General features: G+C 73.7%; 14 protein-coding genes. 5 read left to right on the top strand and 9 right to left on the bottom strand.

The annotated features are described in order from the left end of the window. Window positions 1-135: 135 nt before the first annotated feature. From ACIBBF_RS25885 to ACIBBF_RS25900, 4 genes are all read right to left on the bottom strand, one after another. Complete coding sequence (locus ACIBBF_RS25885) at window positions 136-531, bottom strand: SHOCT domain-containing protein (protein WP_397419204.1); 396 nt, start codon at window positions 529-531, stop codon at window positions 136-138. Between the two features lie 240 nt (window positions 532-771). Next, window positions 772-1,458, bottom strand: coding sequence for a response regulator (locus ACIBBF_RS25890; RefSeq protein ID WP_397419206.1), 687 nt, complete (start codon window positions 1,456-1,458; stop codon window positions 772-774). Further along, entirely contained in the window at window positions 1,455-2,840 is a 1,386-nt protein-coding gene (locus ACIBBF_RS25895; protein ID WP_397419208.1) for a sensor histidine kinase, read from the bottom strand. Before ACIBBF_RS25895 ends, ACIBBF_RS25890 begins: the two co-directional genes overlap by 4 nt. A 175-nt stretch (window positions 2,841-3,015) precedes the next feature. Next, complete coding sequence (locus ACIBBF_RS25900) at window positions 3,016-4,251, bottom strand: amidohydrolase (protein ID WP_397419210.1); 1,236 nt, start codon at window positions 4,249-4,251, stop codon at window positions 3,016-3,018. A 115-nt stretch (window positions 4,252-4,366) separates the two neighbouring features. Between ACIBBF_RS25900 and ACIBBF_RS25905 the strand changes: the two genes are divergently transcribed. After that, window positions 4,367-4,732 (top strand): type II toxin-antitoxin system RelE/ParE family toxin, encoded by a 366-nt coding sequence (locus ACIBBF_RS25905; RefSeq protein ID WP_397419212.1) that lies wholly within the window; start codon window positions 4,367-4,369, stop codon window positions 4,730-4,732. Then, window positions 4,729-5,046 (top strand): helix-turn-helix domain-containing protein, encoded by a 318-nt coding sequence (locus ACIBBF_RS25910; protein WP_397419214.1) that lies wholly within the window; start codon window positions 4,729-4,731, stop codon window positions 5,044-5,046. Before ACIBBF_RS25905 ends, ACIBBF_RS25910 begins: the two co-directional genes overlap by 4 nt. A 136-nt stretch (window positions 5,047-5,182) precedes the next feature. On the opposite strand, the gene ACIBBF_RS25915 is transcribed toward ACIBBF_RS25910, so the two are convergent. Together ACIBBF_RS25915 and ACIBBF_RS25920 are read right to left on the bottom strand one after the other, a co-directional pair. After that, window positions 5,183-5,620: a hypothetical protein gene (locus tag ACIBBF_RS25915; protein ID WP_397419216.1), complete on the bottom strand. Its 438-nt coding sequence runs from the start codon at window positions 5,618-5,620 to the stop codon at window positions 5,183-5,185. 55 nt (window positions 5,621-5,675) lie between these two features. Next, window positions 5,676-6,107: an HIT family protein gene (locus tag ACIBBF_RS25920; protein ID WP_397419218.1), complete on the bottom strand. Its 432-nt coding sequence runs from the start codon at window positions 6,105-6,107 to the stop codon at window positions 5,676-5,678. Between the two features lie 93 nt (window positions 6,108-6,200). On the opposite strand from ACIBBF_RS25920, the gene ACIBBF_RS25925 reads away from it, so the two are divergent. Then, a complete protein-coding gene (locus ACIBBF_RS25925; RefSeq protein ID WP_397419220.1) occupies window positions 6,201-8,255 on the top strand; it encodes an NAD(+) synthase in 2,055 nt (684 codons plus the stop codon). A gap of 56 nt (window positions 8,256-8,311) precedes the next feature. Continuing rightward, a complete protein-coding gene (locus ACIBBF_RS25930) occupies window positions 8,312-9,073 on the top strand; it encodes a copper resistance protein CopC (protein ID WP_397419222.1) in 762 nt (253 codons plus the stop codon). A gap of 23 nt (window positions 9,074-9,096) precedes the next feature. On the opposite strand, the gene ACIBBF_RS25935 is transcribed toward ACIBBF_RS25930, so the two are convergent. Next, window positions 9,097-10,587 (bottom strand): MFS transporter, encoded by a 1,491-nt coding sequence (locus tag ACIBBF_RS25935; RefSeq protein ID WP_397419224.1) that lies wholly within the window; start codon window positions 10,585-10,587, stop codon window positions 9,097-9,099. Between the two features lie 274 nt (window positions 10,588-10,861). Between ACIBBF_RS25935 and ACIBBF_RS25940 the strand changes: the two genes are divergently transcribed. Continuing rightward, complete coding sequence (locus ACIBBF_RS25940) at window positions 10,862-11,143, top strand: HU family DNA-binding protein (RefSeq protein WP_119140759.1); 282 nt, start codon at window positions 10,862-10,864, stop codon at window positions 11,141-11,143. Window positions 11,144-11,252: 109 nt separating this feature from the next. On the opposite strand, the gene ACIBBF_RS25945 is transcribed toward ACIBBF_RS25940, so the two are convergent. Then, entirely contained in the window at window positions 11,253-13,835 is a 2,583-nt protein-coding gene (locus tag ACIBBF_RS25945; RefSeq protein ID WP_397419226.1) for a flippase-like domain-containing protein, read from the bottom strand. A 104-nt stretch (window positions 13,836-13,939) separates the two neighbouring features. Next, window positions 13,940-14,722, bottom strand: a complete 783-nt coding sequence (locus ACIBBF_RS25950; protein ID WP_397419228.1) for a CPBP family intramembrane glutamic endopeptidase — start codon at window positions 14,720-14,722, stop codon at window positions 13,940-13,942. Window positions 14,723-14,878: the final 156 nt, after the last annotated feature.

The raw sequence follows: 14,878 nt of genomic DNA on the forward strand, positions 1-14,878 counted from the left end.
ACCGCCACTCGCTCCGGGAGGTGCGCCGGGGCGCTCCCGGGGTGCGATCGACCGTGGTTCCCGGGGTGCTGCCCGGTCGTGGCGGCGCCCGGGACGCCCAGGTCACCGGGGTGGCCCGGGCGTCCCGGACCGGCGTCAGCGGTCGCCGTCGGCGGCCGGCCGGTCCTGCGGGGCAGGGGGTGCGTCGGGCGCCGACGGACCGGCCGCGGTCCCGGTGCCCGGGTGAGCGTTCGGGTACGGGTCCGCCGAGCGGAGCACGGCGAGCCGTGAACGGTACTCGGCCTCGTCGATCTCCCCGCGGGCGAAGCGGGTGCCCAGCAGCGTCACCGGGTCCGCCCCGGCCGCCGCGTGCGCGGACCACGGCCCGCCCCAGCCACCGCGCGGGCCGCGCCGGGCCCGCCGGGCGATCAGGAAGACCACCGTCGCGAACAGCAGGAACCACAGCAGCGGGAAGATGAAGAAGAACGGTCCGGGTCCGCCCCAGCCGTAGTGGGGCCCGTTGGCGAGGACCTCCGTCGTCGCGGTGAGCATGTCGACCTCCAGTGGGTTGGGCCGGTCGTTCCGGCCTCACCACCAGGCTGCCGTCGCGCGGCGGCAGGGTCGTCAGTCCTGTGTACCCGGCCCGGTACACCCGTGGTGCCGGCTGGTCCTGCGGCTGCGCTGCGGGCGGGTGCCTCGTTCCTCAGCCCCCACCCTCCGCTGCGCCTCCGGCCCAGGCTGTGCCGGTGCCGGCCGGTCCTGCGGCTGCGCTGCGGGCGGGTGCCTCGTTCCTCAGCCCCCACCCTCCGCTGCGCCTCCGGCCCAGCCGGGGCGCACGAGGCCCGCCTCGTACGCGAGCACCACGAGCTGCGCGCGGTCGCGCGAGCCCGTCTTCATGAGCACCCGCGAGACGTGCGTCTTCACCGTCGACTCCGACAGGTACAGCCGCGCCGCGATCTCGTCGTTGGCGAGCCCGCCCGCCACCTCGACGAGCACCTCGCGCTCGCGTGGCGTGAGCTCCGCCAGCGCGGGCAGCGGGCCGACGACCCGGGTCGCGTCGGCGACCCGCGCGAGCAGCCGTCGCGTCACCGTCGGCGACAGCAGCGCGTTGCCCGACGCCGCGACCCGCACCGCCCGCACCAGCTCCGCCGGCTCCGTGTCCTTGACCAGGAACCCGGACGCCCCGGCCCGGATCGCGTCGGTGACGTACTCGTCCAGCTCGAACGTCGTCACCACCACCACGTGCACGCCCGCGGCGCGGGGTTCGGCGATGATCCGGCGCGTCGCCGCCAGTCCGTCCATGCCCGGCATGCGGATGTCCATGAGCACCACGTGGGGCAGGTGGTCGAGGGTGAGCGCGACGGCGTCCTCACCCGTCGCGGCCTCCGCGACGACCCGCATGTCGTCCTCGGAGTCGATCAGCGCGCGGAAGCCGCCGCGCACCAGGGCCTGGTCGTCGGCGAGCAGGACGTCGATCATGCGGTCTCTCCCGGTTCGGGGGTGTCGGACGGCGGTGCAGCCGCCGGGTCGGGCGACGGCGCGACGGCGCCGCCGGGACGCTCCGGGCGGGCCGCGGGGACCGGGAGCCTGGCCAGCACCAGCCAGCCGGTCCCGTCCGGGCGAGGGCCCACGGTGAGGGTGCCGCCGGCACCCTCCACACGCTCGCGCATCCCCAGCAGGCCGTAGCCCGGCTCCGCGGGTGCACCGGCCGGGGCGCCGTCGTCGGCCACCGCCACCTCCAGGCGGTCACCCCTGGTCAGCCGCACGGTGACCCGGCCGGCCGACGTCGCGTGCCGGCGCACGTTCGTCAGCGACTCCTGGACCACCCGGTGCACGACGCCCATGAGGTGGTCGGGCAGGTCACCGACGTCGGGCGGCAGGTCGACGGCCACGTCCAGACCCTCGGCGCGGGCCTGGTCGGCCAGGCGGTTCAGCGCCGTGAGGTCCCATGTCGGGGTGAGCGGGGCGCCGTCCTCCCGGACGATCCCCAGCACCGTGCGCACCTCGGCCAGCGCGTCCCGGCTGGTGTCCCGGATGTTCGTCAGCGCCTCGCGGGCCTGCCCCGGGTGCTTCTCCAGCAGGTGCAGGCCCACCCCGGCCTGCACGTTGATGGCGGACAGGGAGTGGGCGAGCACGTCGTGCAGCTCGCGGGCGATCCGCAGCCGTTCCGAGGCCACGGCGGTGCGCTCCCGTTCGGCCGCCGTCTCGCGGGCGGCGGCCCGCGCGGCGACCCGCCGTGCCGCCCGGTCCCGCACGGCGCTCGCGACGAGCAGCACGACGGCGAGCCACGCGGCCCCGGCGACCAGGGACCCGGTGGTGAGGAACCACGCGCCGTCGTCGGCCCAGCCCGGGCCGTGGAACGGCGGACCAGGAGGTCCCCACTCGCGGGGCGGGTCCGGCGGGTTGTCGCGGAGCTGCTGCTCCAGCCGCGGCGCGAGCAGCGTGGCGACCGTTCCCACGCCCCCGGCGAGCAGTGCGGCGCCGGACCAGGCGATCACCCGCGCGCGGCGGGCCGTCCCGCTGAGCATCACGCCGGCGAGCACCGCGACGGGTCCCAGCAGCACCGGCCCCCACGCCCGGCCGAGCAGCAGGAACGTCAGCGCCGCAGCGACGGACACCACCGTGGCGAGCGCCGGCCGGCGGGGCAGGAGGAACACGAGCGCGGCAGGCGCCACGAGCAGCAGGAGCAGGCCGGCCAGGCCGGGCTGGACGGCCCAGGCCTGGTCCCGCGCGGCGGCGACCGAGCCCAGCGTGCTGAGCACGGTCACGGCGACCGCGACGAAGATGCGCGGCCGCAGGCGGTCGAAGGGCCCGGGGGCGACGGGGTCCGGGTCGCGCACGGGTCGGGTGGTGCCCAGCATGCTCGCACGCTACGCCGGGCCGGGCGCCGCCGCGTCGGACCGGGGTACCACCGCGTGTCCCCCTCCGGTGCCGCGCCGTCGTGCTCGGCACGAGGTCAGGTGATCGGTCGCCCGACCTACCGACCACCTGACATCGCGCCGACCACTCTCGTCCCGACGGGACGGGGTCCTGGTGTCAGGCGAAGCGGGCGGCGCGCTCCTGCACCCGGCCTGCACCGCGGCCGGCGTCGGCGGCCGGGTCCCAGGTGTAGACCTCGGTGCCGGTGATGAAGACGCGCTCGGCGCGCTGGTCGGTGTCGAGCGGGTCGCCGGACCAGAGCACGACGTCGCCGTCGAGCCCCTCCTTGATCGACCCGACCCGGTCGTCGAGGCGAAGGAACGACGCGGGGTTGGCCGTGATCGCGGCCAGCGCGGTCTCGCGCGGGAGCCCGTCGCGGGCCGCGAACGACGCCTGGTGCACCAGGAAGTTGATGGGGATGACGGGGTGGTCGGTCGTGATCGCGACGCGCACGCCGGCCGCCGCCATCGCGGCGATGTTGCGGTTCGCGCGGTGCCGCACCTCGACCTTGGACCGGGAGACGAACATCGGGCCGTAGATGACGGGGATGTCCTTCTCGGCGAGGACGTCGGCGACCAGGTGGCCCTCCGTGCCGTGGTTGATGACGAGCCGGTAGCCGAACTCCTCCGACAGGCGGATCGCGGTGGCGATGTCGTCGGCGCGGTGCGTGTGCTGGTCCCAGGCGAGCTCGCCGGCGAGCACCCGGGCGAGCGTCTCCTTGCCCAGGTCGCGGTCGAAGGGCTTGCCCTCTTCCGCGGCGGCGTCGCGCTTCGCCGCGTAGTTCTGGGCATCGACGAACGCCTTGCGGATCACGTTCGCGACGCCCAGGCGGGTCGAGGGGAGCTGCTTCTTGTCCCCGTACACGCGCTTCGGGTTCTCGCCGAGCGCGCTCTTGACGGACACGGAGTCGCTGATGACCTGCTCGTCGATCGTGCGGCCGCCCCACGTCTTGATCGCGACGGTCTGGCCGCCGATCGGGTTGCCCGAGCCCGGCTTGATGACCGCGGTCGTCACACCGCCCGCGAGGGCGTCGCGGAAGCCCTCCTCGTCGATCTGCACGGCGTCGATGGCCCGCAGCGCCGAGCCGTTCGGGTCCGTCATCTCGTTGGTGTCGTTGCCGGCCCAGCCCTCGCCCTCCTCGTGGATGCCGATGTGGCCGTGCGCCTCGACGAAGCCGGGCAGCAGCCACCTGCCCTGGGCGTCGATGGTCTCGACGCCGTCGGGCACGACGACGTCCTGTCCGACGGCGGTGATCACGCCGTCCTCGATGAGCACCGTGCCGTCCTCGATCGGGGCGGAGGCGACGGGGACCACGTAGGCGTGGGTGATGGCGATGCTGGAGCGGGTTGTCATGGGTACATCATTACCCAGGGTAACGACGGTAAGAACCGTTCTGCCTCGCGTAGCCGCTGCGTGACATGAAGGACCTCGCCGTGCGAGGATGTGTACCGATCGCTAAACCCGCGGCATGGCGGACGAGGAATGGAGCATCTACGTCGTCGACGAGGTGCGGGAATGGATCTATGGGCTTGACGGGGCGTCGCGGGACCGGGTCGCTCAGGCGATCGATGTCCTGGCGGAGCGGGGGCCAAGGCTGGGCCGACCGTTGGTCGACACGATCCAGCATTCCTCGATCGCGAATCTCAAGGAGCTTCGACCAGGAGACATGCGGCTGCTGTTCGTGTTCGACCCTTGGCGATCGGCGATCTTCCTTGTCGCTGGGGACAAGTCAGGGCGTTGGCAGCGGTGGTATGTCGAAGCAGTCCCGCTGGCCGAGGAGCGGTACCAGGCGTACTTGAGCAGACGTGCAGAAGAAGGGGAGGGTGCATCGTGACGGGATACGTGCAGTGGAAGGACATCCGTGGCGATCTTGTCGAGAAGGCCGGTGGCGAGGACGCCTTCGAGCGGGGCAAGCAGGAGCTCCTCGCCGAGGTGACCGGTCATCGGCTCGCCGAGCTCCGCAAGAAGCGGCGGCTGACTCAGCAGCAGGTCGCTGATCGCATGGGTGTGACCAAGGGCCGGGTCTCCCAGATCGAGAAGGGCAAGATCTCCGGCCAGGAGGTGCTCGCGCGCTACGCACGCGCCCTGGGCGGAGAGCTGCAGCAGGCGATCCTGTTCGACGACGGGGAGATCGCCGGTATCGCGTGAGAACGCGCAGCCGGCGCGACGACCGGCCGCGCTCCGGGCGTCAGCCCGACGTCGCCGGGTTGGTCGGCGTGTCGTCGAGCCACAGCGTGTCCGACGGGTCGCGGTGCTCGACCGCCGGAACTCATCGGCCCAGGGGTCAGGGCGAGGCCCAGCAGTAGACCCCTGCGCCCTCGGACTCGGCGATCCGTGCGAGGGCGGCCAGGTCGTCCAGGAACGCGGCGAGCGGGGCCGGGTCGTCGGTCGCGAGCTCCTCGGTCCTGGACCAGGCGTCCGCCGCGCCGTCCAGCTCGCTCTCGCTCGCGCCCGTGAGCGCCTCGAGGAGCGCCGGCCGGACCTGCACCACGACGGCGCCCGTGTCCTCGGAGAAGGTCACGGCGGTCACGCCGGAGCTGATCTCGGCGTAGGGCCTGCCGGTCAGGATCTCCTCGAGGGTGCCGAGCGTGACGAACGGCTCGATGCCCTTCGACTCCAGCACGTGGCCGTCGGGCAACGCCTGCCTCGGGACTCCGTCGTCGAGGAATGTGGCGGCCTCGGTGTCGGAGGCCGCGACGAAGTAGTCGGTCAGGATGCCCATGGCCCGATCGTGCCACTCGTCACCGACACACCTCGCGCACGTGCCGGGATGACGCTCAGGAGCTCGCGCGCAGCAGCTCCGCCGCCGCGCCGATCCGTGCGGGGTCGCCCGGCGTCGGCGTCCACGGGAGGCGCAGCGAGTCGCGGGCCTGGTCGTCGCGGAACCGGGGCACCACATGGACGTGGAAGTGGAACACCGTCTGCCAGGCGGCCTCCCCCGCGCAGTTCAGGAGGTTCACGCCGTCGGCCCCGAGCCGCTGGACCGCCCGGCCGGCGACCCGCTGGGCGGTGATCGTGCAGGCGGCCAGGTCGTCGGGGGCGATGTCGTGCAGGTCGCGGGCGTGCGCCTTGGGGATCACGAGGGCGTGCCCGTCGGCGGCCGGGTTGATGTCCATGAACGTGAGCGTGCGCTCGTCCTCGTCGACCTGGACGGACGGGACCTCGCCGGCGACGATGCGGCAGAAGAGGCAGTCGGGTTCTCTGGTCACGGGAGGGACTGTAGCGAGCCGGGCCGGTCCCGTCGGACAGAAGCCGGCGGGCGCCGTCGGGCGACGTGGGCGCGCGTCCATAGACTCGAACCCGTGGACTTCTACAACGCGTACGCCCATGGGTTCGCCCGGGTCGCGGCCTGCACCATCCCCGTCGCCGTCGCCGATCCCGCGACCAACGCCTCGGCGGTCCTGGACCAGGCGCGGCAGCTGGCCGACGACGGCGTGGCCGTCGCGGTGTTCCCGGAGCTGTGCCTGAGCGGGTACGCGATCGACGACCTGCTCATGCAGGACACGCTCCTGGAGTCGGTCCTGGACGCGCTCGCCGAGATCAAGGCGGCGAGCGTCGAGCTGATGACGATGCTCGTGGTCGGCGCTCCCCTGCTCGTGGGCAGCCGGCTGCTGAACACCGCCGTCGTCGTGCACCGCGGGCGGATCCTCGGGGTCGCGCCCAAGTCCTACCTGCCGAACTACCGCGAGTTCTACGAGAAGCGGCAGTTCGCCCCGGGCGACGACCACCGCGGCACCCTGACCCTGCTCGGCGAGGAGGTCCCGCTCGGCTCCGACCTGATCTTCCGGGCCGACGACGTGCGCGGGCTCGCGGTCCACGTCGAGGTCTGCGAGGACATGTGGGTCCCGGTGCCGCCGAGCGCCGTCGCGGCCCTCGCGGGGGCCACGGTGCTGCTCAACCTGTCCGCCAGCCCGATCACGGTGGCCCGTGCCGAGGACCGGCGCCTGATCGTGCGCAGCGCGAGCTACCGGTGCAACGCCGCCTATGTCTACACCGCGGCGGGACAGGGCGAGTCGAGCACCGACCTGTCCTGGGACGGCCAGACCATGGTCTACGAGGCCGGTGACCTGCTCGGCGAGACCGAGCGGTTCCCGGACGGCCCGCGTGCCACCGTGGTCGACGTCGACCTGGACCGCCTGCGCCAGGAGCGGCTGCGGCAGGGCACCTTCGACGACAACCGGCGCGGGCTGGGGCTGGAGACGACCGGCGAGCTCCGGGAGATCGCCTTCAGCGTGCACCCGCCGCAGGGCGACCTCGGCCTGCGACGCAAGGTCGACCGCTTCCCCTTCGTGCCCGACGACGCCGACCGGCTCGCCCAGGACTGCTACGAGGCCTACAACATCCAGGTCACCGGGCTGGAGCAGCGGCTGCGGGCGATCGGGCAGCCCAAGGTCGTGATCGGCGTCAGCGGGGGCCTGGACTCGACGCACGCCCTGATCGTCGCGGCCAAGGCGATGGACCGGCTGGGCCGCCCGCGCACCGACGTCCACGCCTTCACGATGCCCGGCTTCGCGACGACGTCGGAGACCAAGGACCGCGCGATCCGGCTCGCCGAGGCCCTGGGGGTGACGTTCCAGGAGATCGACATCCGGCCCGCCGCCGAGCAGATGCTGCTCGACCTGGACCACCCGTACTCCGACGGCACCAAGCAGTACGACGTCACGTTCGAGAACGTGCAGGCCGGGCTGCGCTACGACTACCTGTTCCGGCTCGCGAACCACCGCGGCGGCATCGTGCTGGGCACGGGTGACCTCTCCGAGCTGGCGCTCGGCTGGTGCACCTACGGCGTGGGCGACCAGATGTCCCACTACGCGGTGAACACGGGCGTGCCGAAGACGCTGATCCAGCACCTGATCCGGTGGACCATCGACAGCGGCCAGTTCTCCCCGGACGCCGGGAGCCCGGTCAACGCCGTGCTGACGGAGATCGTGGAGCAGGAGATCACGCCCGAGCTGATCCCGACCGAGGAGGGCGAGACCCCGCAGTCCACGGAAGCCACGGTCGGCCCGTACGCCCTCCAGGACTTCACGCTGTTCCACGTGCTGCGGCGCGGCTACCGGCCCTCCAAGATCGCCTTCCTGGCCTGGCACGCGTGGCAGCGGGCCGACGTCGGCGACTGGCCGCCGGGGTTCCCGTCGGCACGCCGCACGGAGTACGACCTGGCGACGATCCGGCACTGGCTGGAGGTGTTCGTGCGCCGGTTCTTCGCGTCGCAGTTCAAGCGCTCCGCGCTGCCGAACGGGCCGAAGGTGTCCCCGGGCGGCACCATGTCCCCGCGCGGCGACTGGCGCATGCCCTCCGACGCCGCCCCGACGGCCTGGCTGGCCGAGCTGGAGCGCACCGTCCCGGAGGCCTGACTACGCCCTCGACGAAGTCCGGTCCCGGTCCGTGAGACGGCGGGTAGGGTGCCGTCATGCCCGCTGTCTCCGTTGCCCAGGCCCGGCCCGATGGCCGTCGCCGCCTCCGTCTGATCACCGCGCTCGCGGGAGTCCTGACCTTCGTGGCCCTGCTGCTGGCGGCCGGGCCGGCGAGCGCGCACGACCAGCTCCTGTCGTCCGACCCGAAGGACGGAGCCACGCTCGACGCGCCGCCGGCGAGCATCGCGCTCACGTTCAGCGCGGCGCCGCTCGACACCGGGATCGAGATCGTGGTCATGGGCCCCGACGGCACCACGACGCAGGGCGAGGACATCCAGGTGGCGGACAGGGTGGTGACCGCGCAGCTCGACTCCGGGCTGCCCGCCGGCACGTACGACGTCGCCTGGCACGTGGTCTCCTCCGACGGCCACCCGATCGACGGCGAGCTGTCCTACACCGTGGAGGGCGAGCCCGAGCCGACGGCGGAGCCGACCGAGTCCGCGACGGCGGAGGCGACCGCCACCGCCGAGCCGACCGACGCTGCCGAGCCCACCGACACCGCCGAGCCCACGGACACCGCGGACAGCGCGCCGGCCGAGCTCGCGGGTGCGGGCGACGGCGCCGGTCCGAGCGGCCTCGCCGTGACCGGCGGCATCCTCGCCGCCGTGCTCGTGGTGCTGGGCGTCGTGGTGATCATGCGCCGCAAGATCCTCGAGAACGACAGGCTGCGCGGGTCCGACGAGCCCGACGAGCCCGGGGCGGGTCCGGCAGACGGCGGCAAGCGCAACGACAACCCGGACGGCAAGCCCCACGTCTGAGATCGCGTCCGTGCCCGCAGCCCTCAGGTCACCCGGGTGACCTGAGGGTCCGGCACGTCGGTGAGGCGGTGCGCCCTGGCCGCCAGCACCGCCACGACCACCGCGGGGACCAGCAGCAGCGCGCCCGCCGTGTTGACCGCCTCGAAGCCGCCCCACGCCAGGAGCGGTCCGGCCAGCGCCGCGGAGCCCGCGCCGAAGTAGTTCATCAGGGCGTCCGTGGCACCCTGGAGCGGCAGCTTGACGTGGGGTTCCGCCACGGACGCCAGCACGGCCGACGACGCGATGACGCACGCCGACCAGCCCAGCCCGAGCAGCACCAGCGCCACCGCGGTCAGCAGCTCCGTGTCCAGGGCCGGCGCCGTGGCACCGTGGCCGGCGTGCGCCCCGGCGGCGGGCACGAGGGCGGCGGCCGTGAAGCCCAGGACGACGGCGAGGCCCTGGAGCACCATCCCTCCGGCGGCGACCCGCAGCGGGCCGAAGCGGTCGGCCAGCCACCCGAACACGGGGCTGAGCGCGAACATCCCGAGCACGTGCAGGCTGATCACGATGCCGACGAGCTGCAGCGACATCCCGCCGTGCTGCATGTGCACCGGCGTCATCACCATCACCATGATCATCACGGCGTGCGCGACCGCCGTGGTGACCACCGCGAACCGGGCCTGCGGGTGCGCCCACGCCCAGCGCAGCGCGGTCAGCGCCCCGGTACGGCGCCGTCCGGGCTGCGCGCCGGCGGCACGCGTCGCGTCGTGGGCCGGTCCGGGTGCCTGCCCCACCGGGGTGCCATCCGTCGCGGTGGCGTCCGTCACGTCGTCCGTCACGTCGTCCGTCACGTCGTCCGTCACTGCGTCGTCCGCCGGGCCGCCCCGGGCCGCCGGGCCGCCGTCCGCCGGCCCGCCGCCGGCCGCAGGAGCCGCCTGGAGCGCCGACCCCGCCCGGTCCCGGTACAGGGCCGCGAGCAGCAGCCCGGCGAGCAGGTACGCGACCACGGAGAACAGGTAGGGCCCGCCCAGGTCCGGCACCCCGAGGCCTCGTCCGACGACGGCGCCCGGCGCCGCGAGGTTGGGCCCCACCACCGAGCCGACCGTCGTGGACCACAGCACCACCGACATGGTGCGGGCGCGGGTGCCCGAGCCGACGTTGTCGGCGGCGGCGTACCGGGACTGCAGGTTGGTCGCGTTGGCCACGCCGTAGAGGGTCAGGCCCACCAGCAGCACGACGAGCTGCCCCAGCACCGCCGCCGTCACGATGAGCACCGCGCCCGCCGTGGACAGCGCGTAGCCGAGCGACAGCGCCCAGCGTCGTCCGCGGAGCTGGGCGAGCGTCGCGAGCGGGATGGACGCCACCGCGGCGGCGAGCACTCCCACCGCCTGCGCCAGACCGGCCATGGACGTGCCGCCGAGACTCTCCGCGAGCAGGGCGCCGACGGCGGCCCCGGACGCCACGCCGACCCCGGCCAGCAGGTTGCTGAACACCAGGACCACCAGGTTGCGGCGTGCCCGCAGGGGTTTCTCCACGATTTCCTCTCATCGGCATGGCGCTACCGGAACGGTAGACCGCTCTGGGTTGCTGAAGTCATCGGATAGTGCGGCCTGACGTGCCCCCGGAGGGCCGTGCTGCCTCGTCGTCCACAGGCTCGTACACAGGTTCGTGTCCTCTGAGAGCGGAAAGTTACCCACGACTCGCCGTAGAAGTGCCCGTTGTCCGCGAATTCCTGCCGATCTGCTGGCAGTATGGGGCCTCGTCGTCGGGCGGGTACCGCCGCACGACGTGACCGAAGAAGGGAACCGCATGTCGCTCAACAAGTCCGAGCTCGTCTCGGCCATCGCCAGCAAGGCTGAGATCAACAAGTCCGAGGCCGAGGCCGCGCTCAACGCCTTCCAGGAGGTGCTGATCGAGTCGCTCGCCAAGGGCGAGGCCGTCAAGGTGACGGGCTTCCTCTCGGCCGAGCGCGTCGAGCGTGCCGCCCGCACGGGCCGCAACCCGCGCACCGGCGAGGAGATCTCGATCCCGGCGAACTTCGGTGTCAAGATCAGCGCCGGCTCGCTGCTGAAGAAGGCCGTCGCGAAGTGACGCTTCGCCGCTGATTGTGACAGCGACGCGAAGGCCCGGCTCCTCCCGAGGGGCCGGGCCTTAGCACGTCCCGCACGGCGCGCTGGCGGGCCGCCGGCGCGGACACGCCCTAGAGGTCGCCCTTGCGCTCCAGGTAGCGCATCGCGACCCAGCCGATCGGCACCCGGCCCCAGTACGTGCACAGGCGGTACAGGATGGTCGCCGAGAACGCGATGGTGGCCGGCACGCCCGCGGCCGACAGGCCCGCCGTCAGGGCGCCCTCGACGCCGCCCAGTCCGCCCGGTGTCGGGATGAGCGCACCGAGGGCGTTCCCCACGAGGTTGACGAGCGCGATGTCCACCAGCGACAGCGACTCCCCGAACGCGGCGAGGCAGCACCACAGCGCGACGATGTAGCCGAGCGTCATGACCAGGTTGCCCGCCACCCCCAGCGCCAGCCGGCCGGGGTGGCTCAGCATCTGGGCCAGCCGGGGCCAGACCTGGCGCAGCCGGGGGCCGATGAAGCCCACCACCCAGCGGCGCACCTTCGGCACCAGCAGCATGGCCACGACGGCGAGCGCGACCCCCGCGAGCGTGAACAGCACGGCGGGCGACGGCAGCTCCACGAGCGCCCCCGACCCCGTGAAGATCGCCAGCACCACGAGCAGCACGACGGTGACCACGAACTGCGAGACCTGCACCAGCGCGACGGTCGCCACCGCCATCGAGACCGAGACGCCCCGCTGTGTGAGGAGCCGCAGGTTGAGCGCCGCCGGGCCGATGCCTGCCGGAGCCGCCAGCGCGACGAACGAGCCGGCGGCGGCCGTGAACGTGGCCCGCGCGATCGGCACCCGCGCCGGGGAGAACGCGACGAGTGTGAGCCCGGCACCGAACCAGGTGGTCACGGCCAGCGCGAACGCCACCGCGATCCACCACGGGTTGGCCTCCCGCACGGCCTGCGCGATCTGGTTGAAGTTGATGGTGGTCACGACCACCGCGACGACGACGATCATCAGCGTCGTGGTGAGCACCGTGCGGGCGCTGAACCGGGAGATGCGCTGCGGCTGCACGCTCGCCTCCGGCAGCCGCTCGACCAGGGCGCCGCGCAGCTCGCCCAGGAGACCCTTCGCGCGGCGTACCTCCTCCCGCGTGCTCCGGGGCAGGGCGATCGACTGGATCAGGGGCCCGATGGCGGCGATGTCGGCGTCGGGCAGGGCGCGGACGGCGGAGGCCACGGCGCGGCGCGGGCCCACGCGGAGCCCGAGGAGCGCGAGCATCTGCACCAGGTCGAGACGGCGCGACAGCGGCGACGACGCGATGTCGCCCTGTTCCCAGCCGGTGATCCACACGTGCGGGCGGCCCTCGCTCCACCCGGCGCCCCCGCTGCCCGGCACCTGATCGCGGTGCATGAGCAGCACGTCCTGGGTGAGCGCGCGGTGCGTCAGCCCCGCGGCGTGCGCCCGGCCGAGCTGCTCCCAGGCCTCGGCCAGCACGTCGTCGTGCACCTCGTCGTCGGGCAGGTCGCGGAGCGAGACCGCCGGGGAGGCATGTTCCATGACGAGCACGATCGAGTCGCCGAACTCGCCGATGCCCAGGAGCCGCGGTGTGCGGACGCCCGCGGCGCTGGCGGCGTACGAGAGCAGGACGGTGCGCTCGGCCACGGCCTTGAGCGAGATCGCCGCGCGGCCCTCGATGCCCCGCAGCCGCAGGGCCCGCCACAGGCGCGTGATCAGGCCGACGACCTGCCGGTCGCCGTCGAGCACCACGACGTCGCGACGCACCTCGTCGTCGCAGTACAGGGCGTACACGCGGTTGTCGCCGGCCCGGCTCAGGGCGAGGGCCGCGGGGTCGCCCGGCACGGTGCCGCCGTCCCGCCGCCCGAGCGCCACCGCGCCGTTCGCCGTGCTCTCGGCCGTGCCGTCGGACAGGTCCCGGACCCGGGCCAGGGACGTCGGCGCGAAACCGGCGCGCCGGACCGCCTCGACGAGATCGGGACCGTAGGCGCGCTCGCTGCGCGTGCCCGACACGTACTGCACGGCCGAGCCGGCGAGCCGGCCCAGCAGCAGGGCCAGGAGCACGCCCGGCAGCGACACCTGGCCCGTGATCAGCACGATCAGCAGGGCGGCGAACATCAGGTTCCACGAGATGCGCACCGTCCGGCGGCGCGTCGCGGGGCCCGCCACCGTGAGCATCGCGGTGAGGGCGACGGCGTACTCCGGGATGGTCAGCACGTACCCGGTGCCGCGCTCCCACACGGACAGCCCGCGCACCAGCTCGTCCGACCCCAGGTGCTGCACCAGCAGCGAGGTGAGGACGCCGAGCAGCAGGCCCGTGACGCCGGCGACGATGGACTCCACGATCTGCCGGCCCAGGCGCCGGACGCCGAGCTCGATCATCACGGCGACGGGCGCGAACAGGCTGACCAGGCCCTGCAGCACCGCGACGGGCACGAACAGGATCGTGGCCAGCAGGTCGTTGAAGCTCCGGACGTCCTCGGTGACGCCCGCCGTGGTGCCGTGCGCCACCACCGACAGGACCATGACGGCCGCGATGCCCAGGGCGCACCCGATCATCCAGAGCAGCGCGCGCGGGTGCCGCACGCGCTCCTCAGGGGTGTCGACGACACGGACCAGGCCGGGCGAGGCCGACGGCTCCTGCGGTGCCTCCGACACCTGGGCACCGGCGTCGGCGCCTCCGGTGCGCGGGTTGGACATACCCGGGAGTCTAGAGCCGCTGGCTGGGACATGACCGGGTGACGGGAGTGGCGCCCGCAATGTCCTGGTCGGGTCGCGGGCAGATCAGCCCGAGGTCACGGGCCTCACCGGATGCCGAGGGCCTCGCGCCACTCGGCGGGCACGAGGGCATACCCGACGAACGCCACCACGTCGAGCAGCGTGTGGGCGACGACCAGCGGCGCGACCCGCCCCCGGCCGCCCGCGGCAGCGAACCGGGGCGACGTGTAGAACCACGAGAACACGACGCCCATCACGACGTTCCCCAGGAACGGCCCGATGCCCTGGTAGAGGTGGTACGAGCCGCGCAGGAGCGAGCTGGCCACGACGAACTTCACCCGGTTCCAGCCCAGCTCGCGCGTGCGCTCGTAGAGGTAGCCCACGACGATCACCTCTTCGAGCAGGCCGTTCTGGAACGCGCTCAGCAGCAGCACCGGCACGGTCCACCAGTGGGTGTCCAGGGCGCTGGCCTGCACCTCCACCGTGATGCCCAGCGCCCGGCCGAGGGCGTAGAAGGCGAGGCCGGGAAGGCCGATCGCGGCGGCCAGCGCGACGCCCCAGCCGAGGTCGCGGCCCGGCCTGCTCCGGTCCAGGCCGAGCAGGCGGACGGCGCTGCGACCGTGCTCGCTCAGCAGGTACAGCGCCAGCGCCACCGGCACCAGCGCGAACCCGATGCCCAGGAGCTGATAGACGAGGTCGAGGTACGGGCGCTCGGACCGGCTCGCGTTGAGCGTGGCGGTCTGCTCCGCCAGCGGCGTGCCGGCGGTGAGCCGGGCGGCGATGTTGACGAGCGCGTACACCGCGGACTGGCCCAGGCTCAGCCCGAGCACGATCCAGATCTCGGCGGCGACGCGGCGACGTGAGGACACGGCCCCGTTATAGCAGCCGGCCCTGAGCGAAGCCGGGCGGGGGGGGGGGGGGGGGGGGGGGGGGGGGGGGGGGGGCCGGGCCCCGCCCGCCGCCCCCCGCCCCCCCCCCCCCGGGGGGGCGCGCGGGGGCGCCCCGCGCCCCCCCCCCCCCCCGCC

The sequence above is a fragment of the Promicromonospora sp. NPDC050880 genome (assembly GCF_044456525.1).
In the GTDB taxonomy this organism is placed as follows: Bacteria; Actinomycetota; Actinomycetes; order Actinomycetales; family Cellulomonadaceae; genus Promicromonospora.

Bases quoted from the DNA above. Each gene is read 5' to 3' on its own strand.
- ACIBBF_RS25885 (WP_397419204.1), bottom strand. From the start codon at position 531: ATGCTCACCGCGACGACGGAGGTCCTCGCCAACGGGCCCCACTACGGC.
- ACIBBF_RS25890 (WP_397419206.1), bottom strand. From the start codon at position 1,458: ATGATCGACGTCCTGCTCGCCGACGACCAGGCCCTGGTGCGCGGCGGC.
- ACIBBF_RS25895 (WP_397419208.1), bottom strand. From the start codon at position 2,840: ATGCTGGGCACCACCCGACCCGTGCGCGACCCGGACCCCGTCGCCCCC.
- ACIBBF_RS25900 (WP_397419210.1), bottom strand. From the start codon at position 4,251: ATGACAACCCGCTCCAGCATCGCCATCACCCACGCCTACGTGGTCCCC.
- ACIBBF_RS25905 (WP_397419212.1), top strand. From the start codon at position 4,367: ATGGCGGACGAGGAATGGAGCATCTACGTCGTCGACGAGGTGCGGGAA.
- ACIBBF_RS25915 (WP_397419216.1), bottom strand. From the start codon at position 5,620: ATGGGCATCCTGACCGACTACTTCGTCGCGGCCTCCGACACCGAGGCC.
- ACIBBF_RS25930 (WP_397419222.1), top strand. From the start codon at position 8,312: ATGCCCGCTGTCTCCGTTGCCCAGGCCCGGCCCGATGGCCGTCGCCGC.
- ACIBBF_RS25940 (WP_119140759.1), top strand. From the start codon at position 10,862: ATGTCGCTCAACAAGTCCGAGCTCGTCTCGGCCATCGCCAGCAAGGCT.
- ACIBBF_RS25945 (WP_397419226.1), bottom strand. From the start codon at position 13,835: ATGTCCAACCCGCGCACCGGAGGCGCCGACGCCGGTGCCCAGGTGTCG.